The 19434-nt window shown below is 62.7% G+C and carries 22 protein-coding genes and 1 pseudogene; 19 read left to right on the top strand and 4 right to left on the bottom strand.

Annotation, left to right across the window (positions count from 1 at the left end):
* Positions 1-116 precede the first annotated feature (116 nt).
* From P6U28_RS05860 to P6U28_RS05880, 5 genes and pseudogenes are all read left to right on the top strand, one after another.
* Positions 117-2966 carry an ATP-binding protein gene (locus P6U28_RS05860; RefSeq protein ID WP_407121933.1) on the top strand — a complete coding sequence of 950 codons (2850 nt, stop codon included), beginning with the start codon at positions 117-119 and terminating at the stop codon, positions 2964-2966.
* Between the two features lie 133 nt (positions 2967-3099).
* Entirely contained in the window at positions 3100-3411 is a 312-nt protein-coding gene (locus P6U28_RS05865) for a hypothetical protein (protein ID WP_122404501.1), read from the top strand.
* Positions 3408-3611, top strand: coding sequence for a DUF1656 domain-containing protein (locus P6U28_RS05870; RefSeq protein ID WP_122404500.1), 204 nt, complete (start codon positions 3408-3410; stop codon positions 3609-3611). The genes P6U28_RS05865 and P6U28_RS05870 overlap by 4 nt, the downstream gene beginning before the upstream one ends.
* Positions 3612-3718: 107 nt before the next feature.
* On the top strand, positions 3719-4471 hold the full coding sequence (locus P6U28_RS05875) for a biotin/lipoyl-binding protein (RefSeq protein ID WP_407121934.1): 753 nt from the start codon (positions 3719-3721) through the stop codon (positions 4469-4471).
* 64 nt (positions 4472-4535) lie between these two features.
* Positions 4536-5120 (top strand): annotated as a pseudogene (locus tag P6U28_RS05880) (TetR/AcrR family transcriptional regulator); the annotation flags it as partial.
* Between the two features lie 157 nt (positions 5121-5277).
* On the opposite strand, the gene P6U28_RS05885 reads toward P6U28_RS05880, so the two are convergent.
* The gene (locus P6U28_RS05885; RefSeq protein ID WP_407121935.1) at positions 5278-6033 is read right to left on the bottom strand and encodes a TSUP family transporter; all 756 of its coding nucleotides are present in this window, start codon (positions 6031-6033) and stop codon (positions 5278-5280) included.
* Between the two features lie 96 nt (positions 6034-6129).
* Between P6U28_RS05885 and P6U28_RS05890 the strand changes: the two genes are divergently transcribed.
* Complete coding sequence (locus P6U28_RS05890; RefSeq protein ID WP_407121936.1) at positions 6130-7050, top strand: LysR substrate-binding domain-containing protein; 921 nt, start codon at positions 6130-6132, stop codon at positions 7048-7050.
* A gap of 39 nt (positions 7051-7089) precedes the next feature.
* On the opposite strand, the gene P6U28_RS05895 is transcribed toward P6U28_RS05890, so the two are convergent.
* On the bottom strand, positions 7090-8070 hold the full coding sequence (locus tag P6U28_RS05895) for a LysR family transcriptional regulator (RefSeq protein WP_407121937.1): 981 nt from the start codon (positions 8068-8070) through the stop codon (positions 7090-7092).
* A 102-nt stretch (positions 8071-8172) separates the two neighbouring features.
* Between P6U28_RS05895 and P6U28_RS05900 the strand changes: the two genes are divergently transcribed.
* The 12 genes from P6U28_RS05900 to P6U28_RS05955 are packed head-to-tail and all read left to right on the top strand — an operon-like array spanning position 8173 to position 17493.
* Positions 8173-9117: a ketopantoate reductase family protein gene (locus P6U28_RS05900; RefSeq protein WP_122404472.1), complete on the top strand. Its 945-nt coding sequence runs from the start codon at positions 8173-8175 to the stop codon at positions 9115-9117.
* A 4-nt stretch (positions 9118-9121) separates the two neighbouring features.
* Positions 9122-9508, top strand: a complete 387-nt coding sequence (locus tag P6U28_RS05905) for a VOC family protein (protein ID WP_407121938.1) — start codon at positions 9122-9124, stop codon at positions 9506-9508.
* A gap of 11 nt (positions 9509-9519) precedes the next feature.
* Positions 9520-9990, top strand: a complete 471-nt coding sequence (locus tag P6U28_RS05910; protein WP_122404470.1) for a MaoC/PaaZ C-terminal domain-containing protein — start codon at positions 9520-9522, stop codon at positions 9988-9990.
* Positions 9987-11213: a CaiB/BaiF CoA-transferase family protein gene (locus tag P6U28_RS05915; RefSeq protein WP_209294599.1), complete on the top strand. Its 1227-nt coding sequence runs from the start codon at positions 9987-9989 to the stop codon at positions 11211-11213. The genes P6U28_RS05910 and P6U28_RS05915 overlap by 4 nt, the downstream gene beginning before the upstream one ends.
* A gap of 3 nt (positions 11214-11216) precedes the next feature.
* On the top strand, positions 11217-12044 hold the full coding sequence (aroE, locus tag P6U28_RS05920) for a shikimate dehydrogenase (RefSeq protein WP_209294598.1): 828 nt from the start codon (positions 11217-11219) through the stop codon (positions 12042-12044).
* 14 nt (positions 12045-12058) lie between these two features.
* Entirely contained in the window at positions 12059-12913 is an 855-nt protein-coding gene (locus tag P6U28_RS05925; protein WP_245162673.1) for a shikimate dehydrogenase, read from the top strand.
* Between the two features lie 51 nt (positions 12914-12964).
* Positions 12965-13633 carry an amino acid ABC transporter permease gene (locus tag P6U28_RS05930; protein WP_122404467.1) on the top strand — a complete coding sequence of 223 codons (669 nt, stop codon included), beginning with the start codon at positions 12965-12967 and terminating at the stop codon, positions 13631-13633.
* Between the two features lie 10 nt (positions 13634-13643).
* Positions 13644-14300, top strand: a complete 657-nt coding sequence (locus P6U28_RS05935; RefSeq protein WP_122404466.1) for an amino acid ABC transporter permease — start codon at positions 13644-13646, stop codon at positions 14298-14300.
* 55 nt (positions 14301-14355) lie between these two features.
* Positions 14356-15183, top strand: coding sequence for a transporter substrate-binding domain-containing protein (locus P6U28_RS05940; protein ID WP_407121939.1), 828 nt, complete (start codon positions 14356-14358; stop codon positions 15181-15183).
* A gap of 59 nt (positions 15184-15242) precedes the next feature.
* Entirely contained in the window at positions 15243-15989 is a 747-nt protein-coding gene (locus P6U28_RS05945) for an amino acid ABC transporter ATP-binding protein (RefSeq protein ID WP_407121940.1), read from the top strand.
* 13 nt (positions 15990-16002) lie between these two features.
* Positions 16003-16452: a type II 3-dehydroquinate dehydratase gene (gene aroQ / locus P6U28_RS05950; protein WP_122404463.1), complete on the top strand. Its 450-nt coding sequence runs from the start codon at positions 16003-16005 to the stop codon at positions 16450-16452.
* Positions 16453-16458: 6 nt separating this feature from the next.
* Positions 16459-17493: a Gfo/Idh/MocA family protein gene (locus P6U28_RS05955; RefSeq protein ID WP_407121941.1), complete on the top strand. Its 1035-nt coding sequence runs from the start codon at positions 16459-16461 to the stop codon at positions 17491-17493.
* Here the strand turns inward: P6U28_RS05955 and P6U28_RS05960 are convergent.
* Both P6U28_RS05960 and P6U28_RS05965 read right to left on the bottom strand, forming a co-directional pair.
* A complete protein-coding gene (locus tag P6U28_RS05960) occupies positions 17453-17755 on the bottom strand; it encodes a hypothetical protein (protein ID WP_407121942.1) in 303 nt (100 codons plus the stop codon). The genes P6U28_RS05955 and P6U28_RS05960 overlap by 41 nt on opposite strands.
* A gap of 25 nt (positions 17756-17780) precedes the next feature.
* Positions 17781-18404 (bottom strand): TetR/AcrR family transcriptional regulator, encoded by a 624-nt coding sequence (locus tag P6U28_RS05965; protein ID WP_407121943.1) that lies wholly within the window; start codon positions 18402-18404, stop codon positions 17781-17783.
* A 51-nt stretch (positions 18405-18455) separates the two neighbouring features.
* Between P6U28_RS05965 and P6U28_RS05970 the strand changes: the two genes are divergently transcribed.
* A complete protein-coding gene (locus P6U28_RS05970; protein ID WP_407121944.1) occupies positions 18456-19388 on the top strand; it encodes a crotonase/enoyl-CoA hydratase family protein in 933 nt (310 codons plus the stop codon).
* Positions 19389-19434: the final 46 nt, after the last annotated feature.

Genomic DNA, 19434 nt, shown 5'->3' on the forward strand with positions numbered 1-19434 from the left:
CAGCTTTGCAAGTCTCACAACGGCCCCATGCGACCCGGCGGTCGCGACCGGGATGGCCTTGCCGGACCACAATCAGCTGGTTATCGGATCCTGTCGGAGAAACCTAAGATCTTGCCATGACCGAGCCAGCCGGCGCTGCCACCCCCACATTGTCGTTTGGGCCGTTCACCGTGACGCCGCATGAAAGGTTAGTGACGCGAGACGGTGTTACGGTGCCGCTGGGCGCGAAGGCTTTCGACGCGCTGATCGCGCTGATGTCGCGACCGAACGAGGTCGTCAGTAAATGGGATCTGATCGCGCAGGTTTGGCCCGGCATGAACGTCGATGAAGCCAACCTGCGCTTTCATGTCGCAGCACTGCGCAAGGCGCTCGGCGACGGCAAGGATGGTGCCCGCTACATCACCACGCTGTCCGGCCGCGGCTATTGCTTCGTGGCCCCGATCTCGCGCGGAGACATTCCGGCCCTGCGGCGCCCCGCGCCAGCGATGGAGCTGCCGCCCGTCAAGCTGCCGAACCGGCTGCAGCGCATGATCGGACGCGACGAGGTGGTTGCCGCCATCTCCGACAAGCTTCTCACCTCGCGCTTCGTCACGATCATCGGTCCTGGGGGCGTCGGCAAGACCGCAGTTGCGATCGCGATCGCGCACGACCTGCTCGAAACCTTCTCCGATGCCGCACATTTCGTCGATCTCGCCGCGCTCAGCGATCCCGATCTCGTGATCACGTCGATCCTGCTGATGCTGGGGCTGCCGGCCCAGAGCGACGATCCACTGCCCGCGCTACTGGCGCATCTGCGCGACAAGCGGATGCTGCTGATCCTTGACAATTGCGAGCATGTGATCGGAGCGGCGGCGTCGCTGGCTGTGGAGATCTTCCATGCCGCGCCGCACGTCCATATCCTCGCCACCAGTCGCGAAGCCCTGCGCGTCGAGGGCGAGCAGGTCTATCGATTGGCGCCGCTCGCCGTTCCGCCCGAGGACTCTAGATTGACGGCTGCTGCAGCGCAGAGCTATCCCGCGCTCCAGCTCTTCCTCGAACGCGCTTCAGCCGGCGGCGCGCGGATCGTGCTCGACGATGCCAATGCCGCGATCGTCGCGCAGATCTGCCGCAAGCTCGACGGCATGGCATTGGCAATCGAGCTCGCCGCCGGCAGGGTCGAGGCCTACGGCCTGGCGCAGACGGCCGCCCTGCTCGACGACCGCCTGAATCTGCTCTGGCACGGACAGCGCACGGCGCCGCCCAGGCAGAAGACGTTGCAGGCCACGCTCGACTGGAGCTACGGACTGCTGTCGGATGTTGAACGGCTCGTGCTGCGCCGGCTCGCCGTCTTCGCCGGGCATTTCACCATCGACGCAGCGCTCGAAGTGGTGCCAGACGAGCATATTGATCGCGGCAGGCTGTTCGATGCCGTCGACAGCCTCGTCGCCAAATCGATGGTCGCACCACGGCCGATCGGCGCCATGATGCGTTATCGGCTGCTCGACACCACGCGCGCGTATCTGCTCGAGCTCGAACCCTATGACGCGGCACTCGCCGCGCGTCACGCACTTTACTATCAGCGCTGGCTGGAACGGGCCGGCACGACATGGGCAATCGTGCCAAACGCCGACGAACGCGCCGTCCATTTCTCCGCGCTTCACAACGTGCGCGCGGCGCTGGAGTGGTGCTTCGGCGCGGGCGGAGATGCCAGCATTGGCGTCGCGCTCGCCGCTGCGGCGGCGCCGATCTTCCTCGCGATGTCCCTGCTGATTGAATGCCGGCGCTGGTCGGAACGGGCGCTGGTTGCGATCGATCGGGCCTCGCGCGACAGCGGCGAGGAGATGCACCTGCAGGCCGCCCTCGGCCTGACCCTGATGTTCACGCGGGGCGGCAGCGAAGCGGCGCGCAGCGCCTTGAGCCGCAGCCTTGCCATCGCGAGGGCTCGAGACGATGAGATCAACCAGCTCCAGCTGCTTGGGCGTATGCATATCTTCCATGAACGGATGGGCGAGTTCGATGCTGCGCTCAACTACGCGCAGCAGAGCGTCTCGGTCGCCAAGTCGCTGGGCGATGCTGCCTCGATCGCGCTCGCCCATTCGCTCCTCGGCGTCTCGCTGCATCTGGCCGGCGAGCACCGCGATGCGCTGAAGGTGGTCGAGCTCGCCTGGAACGGTCCGGGAACGGAACGGGTCAGCACGGTATATGGCTTCGATCATCGCAACCGCGCGGGCATCACGCTTGCGCGCGAGCTTTGGCTGCAGGGCAGTCCAGCGGACGCGCTGACACTGGCGCGACAAACTGTTGCGGAAGCCGCGCAAATGGACCACCCAATCACGCTCTGTATTGCGCTGATCTGGGCGGTATCGATCGATCTGTGGAGCGGTGATCTCGAGGGCGCGGAAGAAAACATCGACCGCTTCATTGCACATGCCCAATCGCGCTCGATGGGACCTTATCTCGCCGTCGGCCGGGGCGTCAAAGGCGAGCTCGCGATCCGGCGCGGCGATGCCGCAGGCGGGGTCGAGACGATCAAGGCTTCCCTCCGCGAACTCCACGAGGCTGGCTACGAGCTGCTGACCACGACCTTCAACATCGCGTTGGCTCAGGGCTTGTTGAAGCTTGGACAAATAGAGCAGAGCGCAATCCTAGTCGATGATGCTATTCGCCTGGTCGAGCAAAGCGGTGATCACATCTACATGCCCGAGCTGCTGCGAATGAAGGGCAACGTCCAATTGCATATGCCGGAGCCGCGGATCGATGACGCGGAAGCTTGTCTACTGCAATCACTGAAGCTGAGTCGCAACAAGGGCGCGAAAGGGTGGGAACTGCGGTCGGCGATTGATCTTGCGCAGCTTCTCGCTGAACGGCGTCGTAGCAGGAACGCAAGGCTATTGCTCGAATCAGCGCTGGAGGGCTTTGCCGAAGGATCGGACACGGCGGATATCAGGAGCGCCGCTGACCTGCTGGGCAGGCTGGCGCGGGAGTAGTGAAGCGCCTCGTCGTTGGCCCAGCCGCCACGATGTGCGCGGGGACGATCACCGCTCAGCCTGGCATGGCCGAAAGCGGCAGCGCCTCGATGCTCGGCGTGGCTCGGGCAGCCTCAAGCGATCAACAAAATTGATGCAGGCGCTAGTCGTGGTCTGCACGCGATCGCAGCTCGGCAATAAGGCTGATATCGAGCGCGCCTTTGCGCATCTCATGTACGAGTCAGACCCGGAGAGCGGTTTCGCGGACGTTCAGGAGAACACCCAAAGCTCATACCAGGACTGGCTGAAGATCATTCGCGAGACGATCGGAATTCGCCGGATCGACGCGCTGACCGCGAAATACTTGCTACAGGGCTTGGCGGGAGCCGGCCTCGCCCGGCGAGGAGCCGCGGGTGCGTCGTGCCTACGGCTGCATCCAGATGATCAAGATTCTGCTCGGCTATGACTCACGTACACCGCGATTTCATAGTAGGCGGCTTGTTGATCTCGCCTATCGTCGCGTTCGGAGTAATGGCGCTGCTGCTTTTGCTGCTATTGCGGCCGCTATTATCCGGGCTGGGATTTGAACGGCTATTCAGCAATCCGCCACTCGCCGAGTTCTGTCTATACATCACGATGTTCGGATTGCTTGTGCTGTTCTTCTAGGAAATCTCCATGGAAGCGGCTGCTCCTAAAAAACCCGACAGCCCTCGCGACGAGGATCGCCGAGCCGGCTCTTTCAACGGTCCGCGGAAACAGGTCCGGATCCTGACATGTCGCCAGCTGCGACGCGGGATGGCATCAATCTGTGCGCTGAGAGCGAGAATGAAACTTGGCGAGTGGTGGATGCCGAGCCCATGCTGCACGACGAGGTCAGACGGATCTTCGTCTCAGCATGTAGGCGAGTAGCCACGTTCATATTGGTGTTGATCGCAATCTTTATCTCTTTAGTCGCATGGCACTACTACGTGACCGCTCCTTGGACCCGAAACGGAAGCGTCCGCGTCCAAGTCGCAAACGTGGCGCCGCAGATCTCTGGGAAAATCGTCTCAGTCCAGGTGGCAGATAACCAGTTCGTCCACCGAGGTGACGTTCTTTACGTCATCGATCCTTTCGATTTCGACATAGCCGTGCGCACGACCCGGTCATTGGTTGAACAAAGAGCTGCGGACCTAGAAGTCAAACAGGCAGAAGCAGCCAGACGGCAAAATCTGTCGAGCTTGGCCACGACGCCTGAGCAGCAGCAGATCTATGCGGGGAGTGCAGCGGAGGCAAGGGCGGCGTACGACGCCGCTCAGCACCAGTTGGCCCAGGCAGAACTGAACCTCCGACGTACTAAAGTGCTGAGTCCCGTCGACGGCTATGTCACCAACCTCCTGCTGCGGGCCGGAGACTATGCAGTCGCCGGCGCAATCAATATCTCGGTGATCGATACGAACAGCTTTTGGATAGACGGCTATTTCGAAGAGACGAAGATGGCACGTGTCTGCATCGGGGAGCGGCTAGAAGCTCACCTTATGGGATAAGCGCAGCCGATTCTGGGTCATGTGAAGACCATCACTCAAGGTATCAGCGTTTCACGCCGCTGTCGAGTTGTTCGGCAAGCAGGGTATCGACGGCGCCACCACGGCGCAGATCGCAAAACAAGCCAATGTCACGGAGAAGACGCTGTTTCGCTACTTCCCGACCAAGAAGGATCTGGTGAGGCGGGTGTTCTTTCCGCTGCTGCTCAGGATCGGGCTGGTGCAGAACTGGGAATCCTTCAAGGCGCTGTTGCGGGAGAAGGGAAGGGATGCCGGCTTCCGCGGCTGGTACGTGGCGCTCGCGACTGACCGGCTCGCTACCGTCTCGCGCAATCCGCAGCTTGCCCGCACTGTGCTGCTCGAACTCGTTCAGAACGAGGAGCTGCGCGACGTCATGGAGCGCGTATGGCGGCAGTATATCTGGCAGCCGATGCTGGAGAGCCTCACCGAGCTCAAGGGGGAGGGCGCTATCCGCAAGGACGTAGACGTCGAGGTGCTCGCCCGCGCCGTGCATTGCTTCCACATTGGCTACTTCCTGACACGCTTTGTGTTCGCTCCCCACGTGAAGTGGGACGATGCCGAGCAGATCGAAATGATGGCCGATCTTCTCGAGAGTGGTGCGGGCACGCGAGGCAATGTCGTGCAGAGATGAGACGTTGAGCACATTCCGTGAAATATGCGATAGTTCAAGACCGCGCCGAGCCGCGCGACCAGGGTTGGGCATGGCGCCGATCTCGGAAAATTGCGTGGACATCTCAGACACGATGAATCTCCTTGTGCGGCGCTTTGGTGCCTTTCAGGGCGAGTGCTCATCCAATACCTTCGAACGTGAGGACGAGGCCCTGGGCAAGGCTGATGGCCGCAATCGCCGCGATCAGCCACCGCGACCACCGCGCGAAGGTGGCGTCGCTCAGGGCGTCGAGCAGGGACCGCGACAGCAGCGTACCGAGCACCGCCGCGGCGGTGGCAAGCAGCACGGCCGTCGGCGAGATTGCGCCGCCCTCGATCAGCAGCAGCCGGCCGAAATAGATCAGCTTCAGCACGTGCCCAATCGACTGGATCGCGGCCTTGGTCGCGATGATCTCCTTGCGGCCGAGCTCGGTCTTGACGAAGAACACGTCGAGGATCGGCCCGGACACGCCGGCAATCAGTTGCAGGACGGTGCACAACGTGCCGCAGCCGACGGCCTGGCTGGGCACCATCACGGTGGGCGTCAGGCGATGCGGCAGATGGAGCCCGGCGAATGAGACGAGGCCGATCAAAATTAAGGCTAGTGGCTTGCTGGGGGCGACCACGCCGGAAACCACGATGAGGCTCGCGATCAGTGCGCCAATGGTGTAGCGCAATACCACCGGCCGCACGATGTGCTGCCGCCAGCTCCAGGCCCGCGCCAGATTGGCCGCGATCTGGGAGAGGCCGTGCAGCACCATCGCAGGCGCCAGCCCCGTGAATGACAGCAGCAAGCCCATCAGGATCATGCCGCCGGCCATGCCGAACACCCCCGAGATGAAAGAGGTGGAGAGCACGGAGGCGGCAAGCGCGACGGCGAAGGGTAGGGTGATCATGGCAACCCCCAGATTTCGGTTGCCCCTTCATCACGGATTTGACAGCCCTCTCGCAAACGGCTTTAACTGGGCCATAGGCTAAGGAAAACTAAGTCTATGCCGATCCGCCGCCTGCCATCGCTGAACGGCCTGCGCGCCTTCGAGGCCGCCGCGCGCCATGGCAGCTTTGTCGCTGCCGCCGACGAGCTGAACGTCACGCAGGCCGCGATCAGCCGCATGGTGCGGTTGCTGGAGGAGCGTTTTGGATTCCAGCTGTTCGAGCGCCGGCCGAACGGCCTCGATCTCACCGCACAGGGCAGGGCGCTGCAGCCTGGACTCACCTCGGCCTTCGATGCGATCGCAGGTCTCGCCGAACAGGTCAGCCTGATGCGGACGACGCCGGTGCTGACTCTCGGCGTGGGTCCGACCTTTGCGGTGCGCTGGCTGATCCCGCGGCTGCGCGGCTTCTACGAGCAGCATCCGGAAATCGATGTCCGCCTCTCGACAGGAGGCGCGCTGAATCCGTTCCGCGATGACTGGACCTGCGGCATCCTGCTCGGCGACGGTCACTGGCCCGGCTACGAGGCCGAGCTTCTGTTCGCGACCGATCTGTTTCCGGTCTGCACCAAGGCGGTCGCCCAACGGATCCAGCATCCATCAAAGTTGACCCGGCAGGATATGCTGCAGGTGGCGCACTCGCCGGAGGATTGGGATCTCTGGCTCGCCGCCGCCGGGGTGAAGCCGCGCGGAAAGGGGGTCGGGCCGACCTTCGGCAATTACACGATGGCGCTGCAGGCCGCGGTCGACGGCATTGGCGTCGCGATCGGCCTGCGACCCTACGTCGAAGAAGATCTCGCCAAAGGCCGGCTGGTTGCGCCGTTCTCGGTCACGGTGCCGAAGAAGCGTGCCTGGTATCTGCTCTATCGCGCCTTCCGCAAGGACGATCCAGGTCTTGCGGTGCTGCGCGCTTGGCTGATCGACTCGCTATCATCAGAGCGGCGGAGCATTGCACCGAAGGCGCCTCGAAATGAGCCGTGATCGGTGGCGGGGCGGTCGCTGCCGCGCTACCAGGGACCGTTACGATTGCAAATCGCGCGGCCTTCGTTGCCTTGGCCGGCCGGAACGATGCAGACCCCGCACTTCCTGCTGTTGAAAAAGCTCCCCGCATACATCACGCAACCATTGGCTTGCCGGGTCGTGATGAAAGCGGGCGTGCCAATATTGCTTCACCGTGAAGCCGGCGATCGCCAGCGGGCAGTCGAGCACGCGCAGTCCGTAGTAGTGAGCCAGCGTTTCGCCGATGTGCCTTGGAAGAGTGGCGATCAGGTCGGTCGTCCCGATGATGGCGGGCAACCCCAAAAAGCCCGGTAGCTCGAGCGCAACGTCAGGGACTATCCGCTGCTCCCGTAGCGCATCCGCGAGCAATTGATGTCCGGTGCCGGAGCGAATGAGGACGTGCGCCTCACACCGAAAATCCCTTGCCGTGATGCGCTCGTGGATCCGGGCATGCTTTGCGTTTGCCAGGCAGACCCAATCCTGCGGAAAGAGTGCCTGTTGGAAGTGCCCGGCGTCGAGGTCCGAGATGTAGCCGAGCGCCAGATCGGCCTCGCCAGACTGCAGCATTCGTGGCGTATCACTGCCGATCTGCGCCGCCTCGATGCGGATGCCCGGAGCAACGCGACGAACGTAGGCGAGGATGGCCGGGAGCAGCGTGATGTGGCTCGCATCCGTCATGCAGATGATGAAGCGGCGCTTTGCAGTCGCCGGATCGAACTCAGGACGAAGCTCCGCCAGACGCCGCAGCATCTCCAACGCCTGCCTGGCCGTGCCGATGAGAGCCTCGGCGCGCGGAGTCGGCAGCATTCCCTCAGCCGACCGAATGAAGAGCGGGTCGTCCAGTTCTTTTCGCAAGCGCGCCAGCCAGATCGAAATGGTCGGCTGACTTTGACCGAGTTTCTCGGCTGCTTTGGTGACGCTGCCCGTGGAGAACAATGCGTCGAAGAGCCGGAGCAGGCGCGGCTCCAAAAGGTTCGTCTCGGAGAGGTCCCGGTGCTTCATTGCGATCCGCAATAATGGATATAAGAGTCATAGCATATCCAAATACAGGGTGGCCTGCTAGTACGCCTCCAACGCCAAAACGGGCGAGGGAGAAGCGTTCGGATGAGGATCTGCTTTATCGGAGCGGGAGCCTTGGGCTCGACCATCGGCGGGACGCTGGCGCGCGGTGGGGCCGAGGTTTGGCTGATCGATCCGTTTCAGGCCCATGTCGACGCGATCAATGCGGGCGGCCTACGGATGCTCGAAGGTGACGCCGAGACCGTTGTGAGGGTTTCGGCCTGCACCTCCGCGAACCAGGTCGGCATCGTGGCGGACCTCGTCATCGTTCTGGTCAAATCCTACCACACGCGGGATGCGATCCGGGCGGCCACGCCGATCATCGGGCCGCAGACGGTCGTGATGTCGCTTCAAAACGGTCTTGGTCACGAGGACATCCTTTCGGAGGAGGTTGGTCGTGACCGCGTCATGGCAGGCAAGACCTACGTTGGCGGCGTGCTGCTTGGTCCCGGCCATGTTCGCTCCGGAGTCATCGGCAAGGAAACCATCATCGGCGAACTCGATGGACGCTTGACCGAGCGCGCACAGCGAATTTCCGAGACTTTCAATCGTGCCGGCATTCTCACGCTGCTCAGCGACAACATCTTGGGCACGATGTGGGACAAGTTGTTCATCAACGTCGCCGGAGGAGGAATTACCGCCGTTACCGGGCTGACTTATGGTGGTCTCTATTCGCTACCGGTCCTGGAAGATTGCGCGCTGGCCGCAATCTCGGAGAGCATCGCGGTCGCACAAGCTGCCGGCGTGAAGATCTCGATTGCCGATCCGCGCCGTGCCTGGACGATGGCATCCGCTGGTCTACCGCCCGAGTTCAAGACGTCCATGTTGCAGAGCTTGCAGTCCGGCAATCTGACCGAGATCGATTACATCCACGGCTCCGTCGTGCGTTGGGGCGCCAAGCTCAATGTGCCGACCCCCGTCAATTCCACACTCGTCGCGTTGGTCAAAGGGCTCGAATACGCCCGCAGCGATTATCCAGGAAAGGCCTGAGACAATGTCGTTGCCCCGCGCTTATGTCGAACACGTCGCGATCCGCGTGCCTGACGTCGATCATCACGTCGATTTCTTTCGTGAGGTGCTTGGTCTTGCCATTCGCGACGAGCAACCCGCCGAGGGTTCACGCCCGCGTCAGGTGTGGGTGCTCGGAAGCGTGCAACTCATCGAGGATCCGAATTTTACCGGTCCGGAAGGGCGTCTCGCCCATCTCGGCATCATGGTCGACGATTACGAAGGTGTGCTCGCTCGTGCGGCCGCGTGGGGCGCCAAGGCGTTGCCCGCTGGGCCCAACTGGCTCGAGCTGCCGGGCGGGCTGAACGTCGAAATCTTGCAAGCCAGCGCAGGCGCCGTGGAAGCCGCCCTGGCGATCAATCCCCGTGCCTAGAGGAAGACGCGATGACCGATGAACGCTACTGGGACGATGCCAGGGTCGGTGACGAATGCGTCACCCCTTCGGTGACGGTCACCGAGGCGATGGTGAATGCCTATGCCGAACTGACGGGTGATTTCACGCCGGTCCATGTCGACGAGGAATACGCCAAAACCACGCCATTCGGCACGCGCGTCGCGCATGGACTGTTTGGCCTGTCGCTGGCCGACGGTTTGAAGACCCGCGCCGACTATCGCTTCCTTCCGGGAATGTCGCTGGGCTGGACGTGGGATTTCAAGCTGCCGATCAAGCTCGGCGACACCGTGCACGTGAAGTTTCGCGTCGGCTCGATGCGCACCACCAAGCGTGATGGGTGGGGCATCGTAGTGTTGCCCTCGGAGCTGATCAATCAGCGCGGCGAGGTGGTGCAGCTCGGTGAGCATCGACTGATGATTCCGATGCGCCCGAAGACCAGTGCCAAAGGAGAACAGGCATGACCGCGCAAGATCTGCCGCTCAAGGGCATTCGCGTCATCGACTACAGCCATTTCCTGGCAGGCCCGTTCATGGGCCGCTGCCTCGCCGCGATGGGCGCGGAAGTCATCAAGGTGGAGCGTCCGAAGGCAGGCGATGCGGGCCGCGCCCACGGCTATTTCAAGGACGGACAATCCGGCTACTTCCTGCAGCAGAACATGGGAAAGCAGGGATTGTGCATCGATCTGCGCGACACGCGTGGCCTCGACATGATGATGAAGCTCATCGACACGGCCGATGTCTTCATCGAGAACTACCGCCCCGGCGCACTCGAGCGCCTCGGGCTCGGCTACAAGGCGCTGTCGGCGCGGAATCCCGCACTGATCTACTGCTCGGTCTCCGCCTATGGCCACACCGGTCCCTATGCCGACCGTCCGGGCTTCGGCCTGATCGCGGAGGCGATGTCGGGCGCCCTGGCGCAACTGGGCTCCCCCGGCGAAGCGCCGCCGCTGCTGCGGATGCCACTGGCCGACATGTACACCGGCATCCACGGTGTGGCTGCCATCAATGCGGCGCTGGTCGGCCGCACGTCGTCCGGGCGCGGCCAGCATATCGATCTCGCGCTGTACGACTGCATGGTGTCGATGCACGACTATGCGGTGCAGCGCTACTTTCTCTCCGGCGGCACCGACCTGCCGAAGCAGACCGGCAGCGGTCAGCCGGATTCGACCGTCTACGGAGTCTTTCCGGCCAGGGACGGCAATCTTGTGATCGCCGCGCAGGTCGATGATGCGTGGCGGCGATTGGCGACGCTGATCGGAGGAAGCAGGTTGTCGTCCGACGAACGCTTCACCACGCCTGCCGCGCGCAACGCCCATTATGCCGAAGCGATGGAGATCGTGCGCGACTGGACGCTGTCGCAGCCGTCTCGGGATGCTTGTCTTGCCGCACTCGAGGAAGCAGGTGTGCCGTCCGCTCCCGTGCAGACCATCGAAGAGGTCGTGAAGGATCCGCAGATCCACGCGCGTGGCATGCTGGTCGAGCAGGAGCATCCGGTGCTCGGCAAGGTGACGTTGCCGAACTTGCCCTTCCGCTTCTCCGGCTGCGACACCACGGTGCGCACGCCGGCGCCACTGCTCGGCCAGGACAATCGCCGCATTGCAGAGTCGCTGGGACTATCGACCGAGCTCGTCGAGGCGATGGTGCGCGATGGCGTGCTGTACAACGAAGCCGCCGTGCAGGAGTGAGCCATGAGCGATCGTTACGCGGTGATAGGCAATCCGATCGGCTTCAGCAAATCACCTCTCATCCATGGCACTTTCGCCAGAATGACAGGACAGGACCTTGTTTACGAGGCGATCGAGGGTCCCCTCAATGGCTTCAGCGAACGGGTCGATCAATTCCGGACCGAGGGCGCCAGGGGGCTGAACGTCACCGCCCCGTTCAAGCTCGATGCCTTCGCCTATGCAAACGAGCTTTCAGAGAGCGCCAGACGAGCAGGCGCCGTAAACTGCCTGAAGTTCGAGGGCGATCGGATCATTGCCGAGAATTTCGACGGGATCGGCCTGGTGCGTGACATCACCGCCAATCTCGGCGTCAAAATGGCCGGCCGCCGCGTCCTTATGCTCGGCGCTGGGGGAGCGGCACGCGGTGCGCTGCTGCCGTTCCTGCGCCAGGAGCCGTCCGAGCTGGTTCTGGTCAACCGAACGCTGTCGAAAGCGGTGGCATTGGCCGAAGAGTTTGCCGGCTGTGGCCCCCTGATCGTCAGCGGCTATGCTGAACTGGCCGATCTTGCCGAGGGTTATGACGTCGTCGTCAATGCGACGTCGGCCAGCCTGCGAGGTGAGATGCCGCCGCTTCCAGGCAATGTCTTCCGCGGTGCGGAGCTGGCGTACGAACTCGCCTACGGCAAAGGGCTGACCCCCTTTCTGCGGGCGGCTCGCGCCGAAGGCGTCACCAACCTGGCCGACGGTGTCGGCATGCTGGTCGAGCAGGCGGCGGAAGCTTTTGCCTGGTGGCGCGGCGTTCGACCGAGCACGGCTCAGGTCATCGCCGAGCTGACCGTCCCATTGAGCTGAAGGCGATGCCGAGCATGCATCAGAAGTCCAGCTTTCTCGTCGGCCTGATCGGCAGCGGCATCGCCGCCTCCCGCACCCCGCCCATGCACGAAGCGGCCGCTGACGCCGCCGGCATCCGCTATATCTACAAGAAGATTGATCTGGCCGAATTGAAGCTCGGCGTGGAGACATTGCCGGAGTTGCTCACGGCGGCAAGGCGAATGGGCTTTGACGGGTTGAACGTGACCCATCCCTGCAAGCAGGCGATCATTCCACTCTTGGATGAGCTTTCGCCTGACGCAGAGGCGCTTGGTGCCGTGAACACCGTGGTCCTCAGGAGTGGCCGCATGACCGGCCACAACACCGACTGGTTCGGCTTTGCCGAGAACTTCCGCCGCAACATGCAAGGTGCACCACTCGGACGGGTCGTCCAATTCGGCGCGGGCGGCGCAGGCTCGGCGGTCGCTTTCGCGCTCATGAAGCTCGGCGTGCGGGAACTGACTATCATAGACGTCGACCTGGCCAAGGCGCAGAGTCTGGTTGACGGCCTGTCCCCTCAATTTGCAGATGGGCGCCTGGAGGCCGGCCAGGATGTCGCTGCGGCCGTGGCTGCCGCAGACGGAATTGTCAACGCGACGCCGATCGGCATGGACAAATATCCGGGCACGCCGTTGCCGACGGCCCTGCTGCGTCCCGATCTGTGGGTCGCAGAGATCGTCTACTTCCCGCTGGAAACCGCGCTGCTGCGCGCGGCGCGTGCCCTCGGTTGCCGCACCGTCGATGGCGGTGGCATGGCGATCTTCCAGGGCACCGAAGCATTCCGCCTGTTCACGGGCATCTCACCCGATCCGGACGTCTTCTTCGCCACTTTTGCATCCCTGGGAGGGTGACACCCGGCCGATGGGCGAGCGGCACGGACAACGCCCGAGAGGAAACGCAAGATGGGCTACACGCTCGATTTCTCGGTGGTTTGGCACGCGATGCCCGCGCTGCTGTGGGGATGCGTGGGTACGCTGGGCCTGGCGCTTGCCGGGATGACGCTCGCAATGATGATCGGTGTCGCGGGTGTCGCGGCGCGCGATTCGAAAGCTGCGTGGTTGCGTGCTCTCGTGATCGGCTTCGTCGAGACTGTGCGCAACACGCCTTTCCTGGTGCAGATCTTTTTTCTGTTCTTCGCTCTGCCGCTGATCGGATTGAAGCTCAATCCGACCGCCACCGCCATTATCGCACTCGGTGTCAATGGCGGCGCCTACGCCATCGAGATCATTCGCGGCGGGGTGCAATCCATTCACAAGGGCCAGGTGGAGGCCGGCTACGCGCTCGGCCTGCACAAAGGACAGGTATTCCGGTTCATCGTGCTCAAGCCTGCGCTTCGCGCGATCTATCCCTCGCTCACGGGGCAGTTCATCATGCTGACGCTGACCTCATCGATCTGTTCGGCGGTATCGGCCTACGAATTGACGTCGGTTGCGCAGCGCATCGAAAGCGACACGTTCCGCAGCTTCGAGGTCTACTTCTTCGTCACCTTCCTCTACCTCGCGATCTCCTGGCTGTTGATGCTCGGCTTCGCGGTCGTCTCTCACCGCTTCTTCTCATATCCGACACGCTGAGGGGGCGATCATGACACCGCATTTTGGTCTTCCCGAGTTCGGCTTCCTGCTGCGCGGGCTGCAATGGACGGTGCTGCTCACGCTGGTCGCGTTTGCGGGCGGCTGCACGGCGGGGCTGGCCGTCGCCTTGCTGCGCACCTGTGGTCATAGGAGCGTGGAATGGATCACCCGCATTTACATCGGGATATTCCAGGGCACCCCGCTGCTGCTGCAGCTTTTCGTCGTGTACTACGGATTGGCGCTGACCGGGTTGAAGCTCGACGCCTTCGCCGCGGTGGCGATCGGTTTCACCGTGAATGCCTCCGCCTTCCTCGGCGAGATCTGGCGCGGTGCGATACAGGCCGTGCCGCGCGGCCAGACCGAGGCGGCGATGGCGCTTGGACTGCACTATTCGTCGCGCATGCGCGACATCGTGCTGCCGCAGGCGATCCGCATCTCGCTGCCGGCGACGATCGGTTATCTCGTTCAGCTCATCAAGGGCACTTCGCTCGCCGCCATCGTCGGATTCATCGAACTCGCCCGCGCCGGTCAGATCGTCTCGAACCAGACCTTCCAGCCGTTGCTCGTCTTCGGCGTGGTCGGCGCAATGTATTTCATCCTCTGTTGGCCACTTTCGTGGTGGGGCAGTCGGATGGAGGCCAGGCTCGCCCTGGCCAATCAAAGGTAGGAACGGCGCACCTGCCCAATCAAACACAGCCATCACCAGGAGGAGGAAACATCAGATGTTATTTTGGTTCAATCGCCGCCAGCTCGGCATCGCGCTGCTGACGCTCGGGGCCGTCACCGTCGCAGGTAAAGCGCAGGCGGGCACTCTGGAAGACGTGAAGAAGAAGGGCGTCGTCGTCATCGGCATCCAGGGCGACAATCCTCCCTGGGGCTATGTCGACAGCTCGGGAAAACAGGATGGGATCGATGCCGACATGGGGCGCGCCTTCGCCGAATATCTCGGCGTGAAGGCCGAGTTCGTCCCGTTGGCCGTGGCCAATCGTATTCCGGCGCTGACCACAGGCCGCGTCGACATTCTGTTCGCAACCATGGCGATGCTGCCGGAGCGCGCGAAGGCGGTGCAGTATTCCAAGCCGTATGTCGCCAACGAGATCACGCTTGTCGCTGCCCAGGCAACACCAATCAACAGCAATGCCGACATGGGCAAGTACGTGATCGGCGTTCCGAGGTCATCGACGCAGGACACCCAGGTCACCAACAGCGCTCCAGCGGGCACCGAAATCCGCAGGTTTGACGATGATGCGGCGACGATCCAGGCGCTGCTCTCCGGTCAGGTGCAGGCCGTCGGCGCAAACAGCTTCTATCCGCAGCGTCTGAACGCCGCAAAGCCGGAACTGGGATTCGAGCCCAAGCTTCACTTCACAGCACTATACAACGGAGCCTGCACCCGCCTGGGCGAGAAGGAGTGGAACGAGACGGCCAACAAGTTCATCGACCAGATCAAGTCTAACGGCAAGCTGGCCGGCTTCTACGCCAAATGGATGAAGGCGCCAGTGCCGACCTTCCCGGACTCGATCCCCGGCGTCCCCTTCACAGTCCAGTAGCCACTGCGAGCGGCCGACGCGCGATCCGCGTTGGCCGCCGCCCGACGGCGGAGACCAGCATGCAAGACCAGATCCTGATCGAAATGAAAGGCGTGCAGAAGTGGTATGGCGGGTATCAAGCTCTCCGCAACGTCGATCTCACTGTCCGCAGGGGTGAAAAGATCGTGCTCTGCGGTCCGTCCGGTTCGGGCAAGTCGACGCTCATCCGATGTATCAACCGCCTGGAGGCGATCCAGCAGGGCAGTATTGTTGTAGACGGTCATCGGCTCGACGACAGCATCAAGGCCATCGATGTCGTACGTCAGGACGTCGGCATGGTCTTTCAGAGCTTCAACCTTTTTCCGCATATGACCGTGTTGCAGAACTGTACACTCGCGCCCATTCGCGCACGCCGCATCGGCAGGACCGAGGCGGAGGCGACCGCGCGAAAATACCTCGAGCGGGTACGCATCGGTGACCAGGCCGAGAAGTATCCGGCTCAGCTTTCGGGAGGTCAGCAACAGCGCGTCGCGATCGCGCGCGCACTCTGCATGCAGCCCAAGGTGATGCTGTTTGACGAACCGACCTCGGCTCTCGACCCTGAGATGGTCAAGGAGGTGCTCGATACCATGATCGGCCTCGCCAACGACGGCATGACCATGATTTGCGTCACCCACGAGATGGGCTTTGCTCGCCAGGTTGCAGATCGGGTCATCTTCATGGCAGAAGGGCAGATCATCGAAGAAGGCGCGCCCGACGCTTTCTTCCGCGAACCACAGCACGCCCGCACCAAGCAGTTCCTTGGCGAGATCCTCGCCCATCACTGAACGGAGTTCTTCGATGAGTCGTCTTGTCTACGTCCTCAACGGGCCGAATCTCAATTTGCTCGGCAAGCGCCAGCCTCACATCTACGGCCACGAGACGCTTGCGGATGTAGAGCGGGATTGTCGAGCGCTGGGCAAGGAGCTCGGCCTGGACATTCGCTTTCATCAATCCAACAGGGAATACGAGATCATCGATTGGATTCACGAGGCGCGCGAGACGGCTGCCGGTATCGTGATGAATCCCGCAGCTTTCACCCATACGTCGGTCGCCATCCTGGATGCTCTGAACACGTTCGAGGGGACGGTGATCGAGGTGCATATTTCCAACGTGCACAAGCGCGAGGAATTCCGTCACCATTCGTTTGTTTCCAAACGAGCCGATGGGGTCATCGCAGGCTTCGGCACGCAGGGCTATCTGCTCGGCTTGCGTCGTGTGGCCAAGCTGCTCGATGAGAACAAGGGGTAGCATCGGATGGACGCACCCGTCCGCCTGTCGGTGATGGGAGCGGGCCTCATCGGCAAACGGCATATCGAGCACATTCTCGCGCGGCCGGAGGCGGTACTGTCGTCGATCGTCGATCCGGCGCCGGCGGCACGAGAGTTGGCGGCTGCCCTGAAGGTGGACTGGTTTCCGTCGTTTCAGGACTTGCTTTCCGGAAATCGGCCGGAGGGGGTGGTCGTCGCCACCCCCAATCAGATGCACGTTGCCAACGGCATGGATTGTATCGCGGCTCGCATCCCGGCGCTCATCGAGAAGCCGTTAGCAGACGACGTCCTCGCTGCACATGCTCTGGTCGAGGCCGCCGAGGGGGCGGGCGTGCCGCTGCTCACCGGCCATCATCGCCGCCACAATCCGATGATCCAACGCGCCAAGGCGGAGATCGACAGCGGCCGGCTCGGCGAGATCGTGTCGGTGCATGGCATGTTCTGGCTGATCAAGCCGGACGAGTATTTCGATGTGGCTTGGCGCCGGCAGAAAGGAGCGGGGCCTGTTTTCCTGAATCTCATCCACGATGTCGACCTGCTGCGGTACCTCTGCGGGGATATCGTGGCGGTACAAGCTGCCCAATCCAATCGGCTGCGTGGAAATGCGGTTGAAGAGACAGCGGTGATCCTCCTGCACTTCGCCTCCGGCGCCTTGGGAACGGTCAATGTCTCCGATACCATCCAGTCGCCTTGGAGCTGGGAATTCACCGCCGGTGAGAACCCGGCCTACAGTCATACGCAGGAGGCGTGTTACCAGATCGGCGGCACGAGGGCATCGCTGGCTATTCCGCAACTCGATCTATGGCATCACCCAAGCCAGGCCAGCTGGTGGGCGCCGATCGAGCGCGAGCGGCTGCGGTACGAGAAGGAAGATCCGCTCGGCCTGCAGATTGCCAATTTCTGTGGGGTGATCCGGGGTACGGCCGAGCCTGTGGTGAGTGGACGCGAAGGGCTGAAAACCCTCAGAGCGATCGACGCGGTCAAACGCGCGGCGGAAACGGGGGGGTTCGTATCGGTTTGATGCCGGAAAGCACGGCCTTCTGTTGCAGAGTGAGCACGCCGCGAAGATATTCGAGCGGCGTCCGGATCGTATGGATGAGGAGCAGCGGAGGCCCATTGCCGGTCTTTTGAAAGCGCACGCTGAGTTTGATGATATCCACGATGTTGCGTGCGAGAAGCCGGACCTGCAGCCGGCACTGGCTGCCGAATAGGGCCGTGCCGGTCCGATGATTCCATGAATGCCCTGACGTCGATGCCACCGCGGAAGCGGCCCGGGCGGTCACATTAGGCGTTCATGTCCTCCGTTTTTCACTTCTGTCGTTTCTTCTTTTTGGCCTCGAGCAGGGTTCGCATCGCGTCGGCCCACATCGCTACAAGTCGCTCGCGTGGTCCCGCAGAGGTTCGAAGGTTCTCGGAAATCGCGAGGCCTCTGATGAAATGGAGCGTCAGCGCGATGACGTCGTGATAGGCCTCGGAATCCGCCCACTCGCCGAAGAGCTGGACATAAACGCGCTCGAGATCGTGTCGGGCACCGCGCTCCGCCGTGGTCAATGCCTGTTTCAAGGCAGCATCCGTGCGAGCCACCGCCCAGAGCTCCAACTCGGCGAGATAGGCTGGCTGGCGCGCGGCGAATGCAAGCGCTTCGACGGCCGCAACCAGAGTGTCAGCCGGCCCCGCGCCTGCGCGCCCCTGCGAGACGGCCTTCTCGTTCCGGCTGACGAGTTCGGCGACGCTCGCGGCCAACAGAGAGGCGTGGGTTGGAAAGTGATGGAGTAGGGCGCCGCGGCTGACTCCAGCCCGATGCTGTACCGCGAGCGTGGTCGTGCCGGCGACGCCGAGGTCGATCAGGCAATCCACGGCGGCGTTCAGAATCCGCGATCGTGTGGTCTCGGCCGCTCCGTCGAGAGCGCCGTTCTTCGCTGGTCTCGGCATGCCTTCCCTCGGCAGTCAGCATTGACTGTAATACGATAGTTGGTACAGTCAATGCTGACTGTCCATACATACATCCGGGAGGTTACGATGCCGAATTTCTCGACTCTCAGTATCGCAGTCCGCGAGGATGCACCGAACATCGCCCGTCTCGTCCTCGACCGCCCGGGTCGGTTCAACGCCATCGACGACGTGATGCCCGAAGAGATCCGTGCGGCGGTGGAGTGGGCGGAGAAAAACGACGACGTGCACGTCGTCGTGATCGAAGGCGCAGGTAAGGGGTTCTGCGGCGGATATGATCTCGTCGCCTACGCGGAGAGCGAGATCGAGCACCCGTGCCAGCAGGAGAGCGAGCCTTGGGACCCCATGGTCGATTACGCATTCATGAAGAAGAACACCGAGAACTTCATGAGCTTGTGGAAGTGCTCCAAGCCGACCATCGCCAAGATTCACGGCGCGGCGGTCGCCGGGGGTAGCGATATCGCGCTCTGCTGCGACCTGATCGTGATGGCGGAGGACGCTCGGATCGGCTACATGCCGACGCGCGTATGGGGATGCCCTACCACCGCGATGTGGACGTTCAAGCTCGGACCTGCGCGCGCCAAGGAGATGATGTTCACCGGGAACATGATCGACGGGCGCAAGGCGGCGGAGTGGGGGCTGGCGAATGTCTGCGTTCCGGTGGAGCGGCTCGAGGCCGAGACGCGAAAGCTCGCCGACCGGATTGCCGGCGTTCCGAAGAGTCACCTCGCCATGCACAAGATGGTCGTCAACCAGGTCATGCTGACCATGGGTCTCGAGCAGACGCAGTCGCTCGCGACGCTCTTTGACGGCATCACGCGTCACAATCCTGAGGGGTTGTGGTTCAGGCGGTACGCGCAGAAGCACGGTTTCAAGGCGGCCATCGAATGGCGTGACAGCGGCCGCCCGATCCCGGAACGCGACGAGGCACGCAGGTTGATTCACGAAATGAAGGGTCGTGACTGACGCCGTCGGGAGCGCGAGCGATGTCGGCGCCATTCATTCATCGAAG

This window comes from Bradyrhizobium sp. STM 3561, assembly GCF_045571455.1.
Lineage (GTDB): Bacteria > Pseudomonadota > Alphaproteobacteria > Rhizobiales > Xanthobacteraceae > Bradyrhizobium > Bradyrhizobium vignae.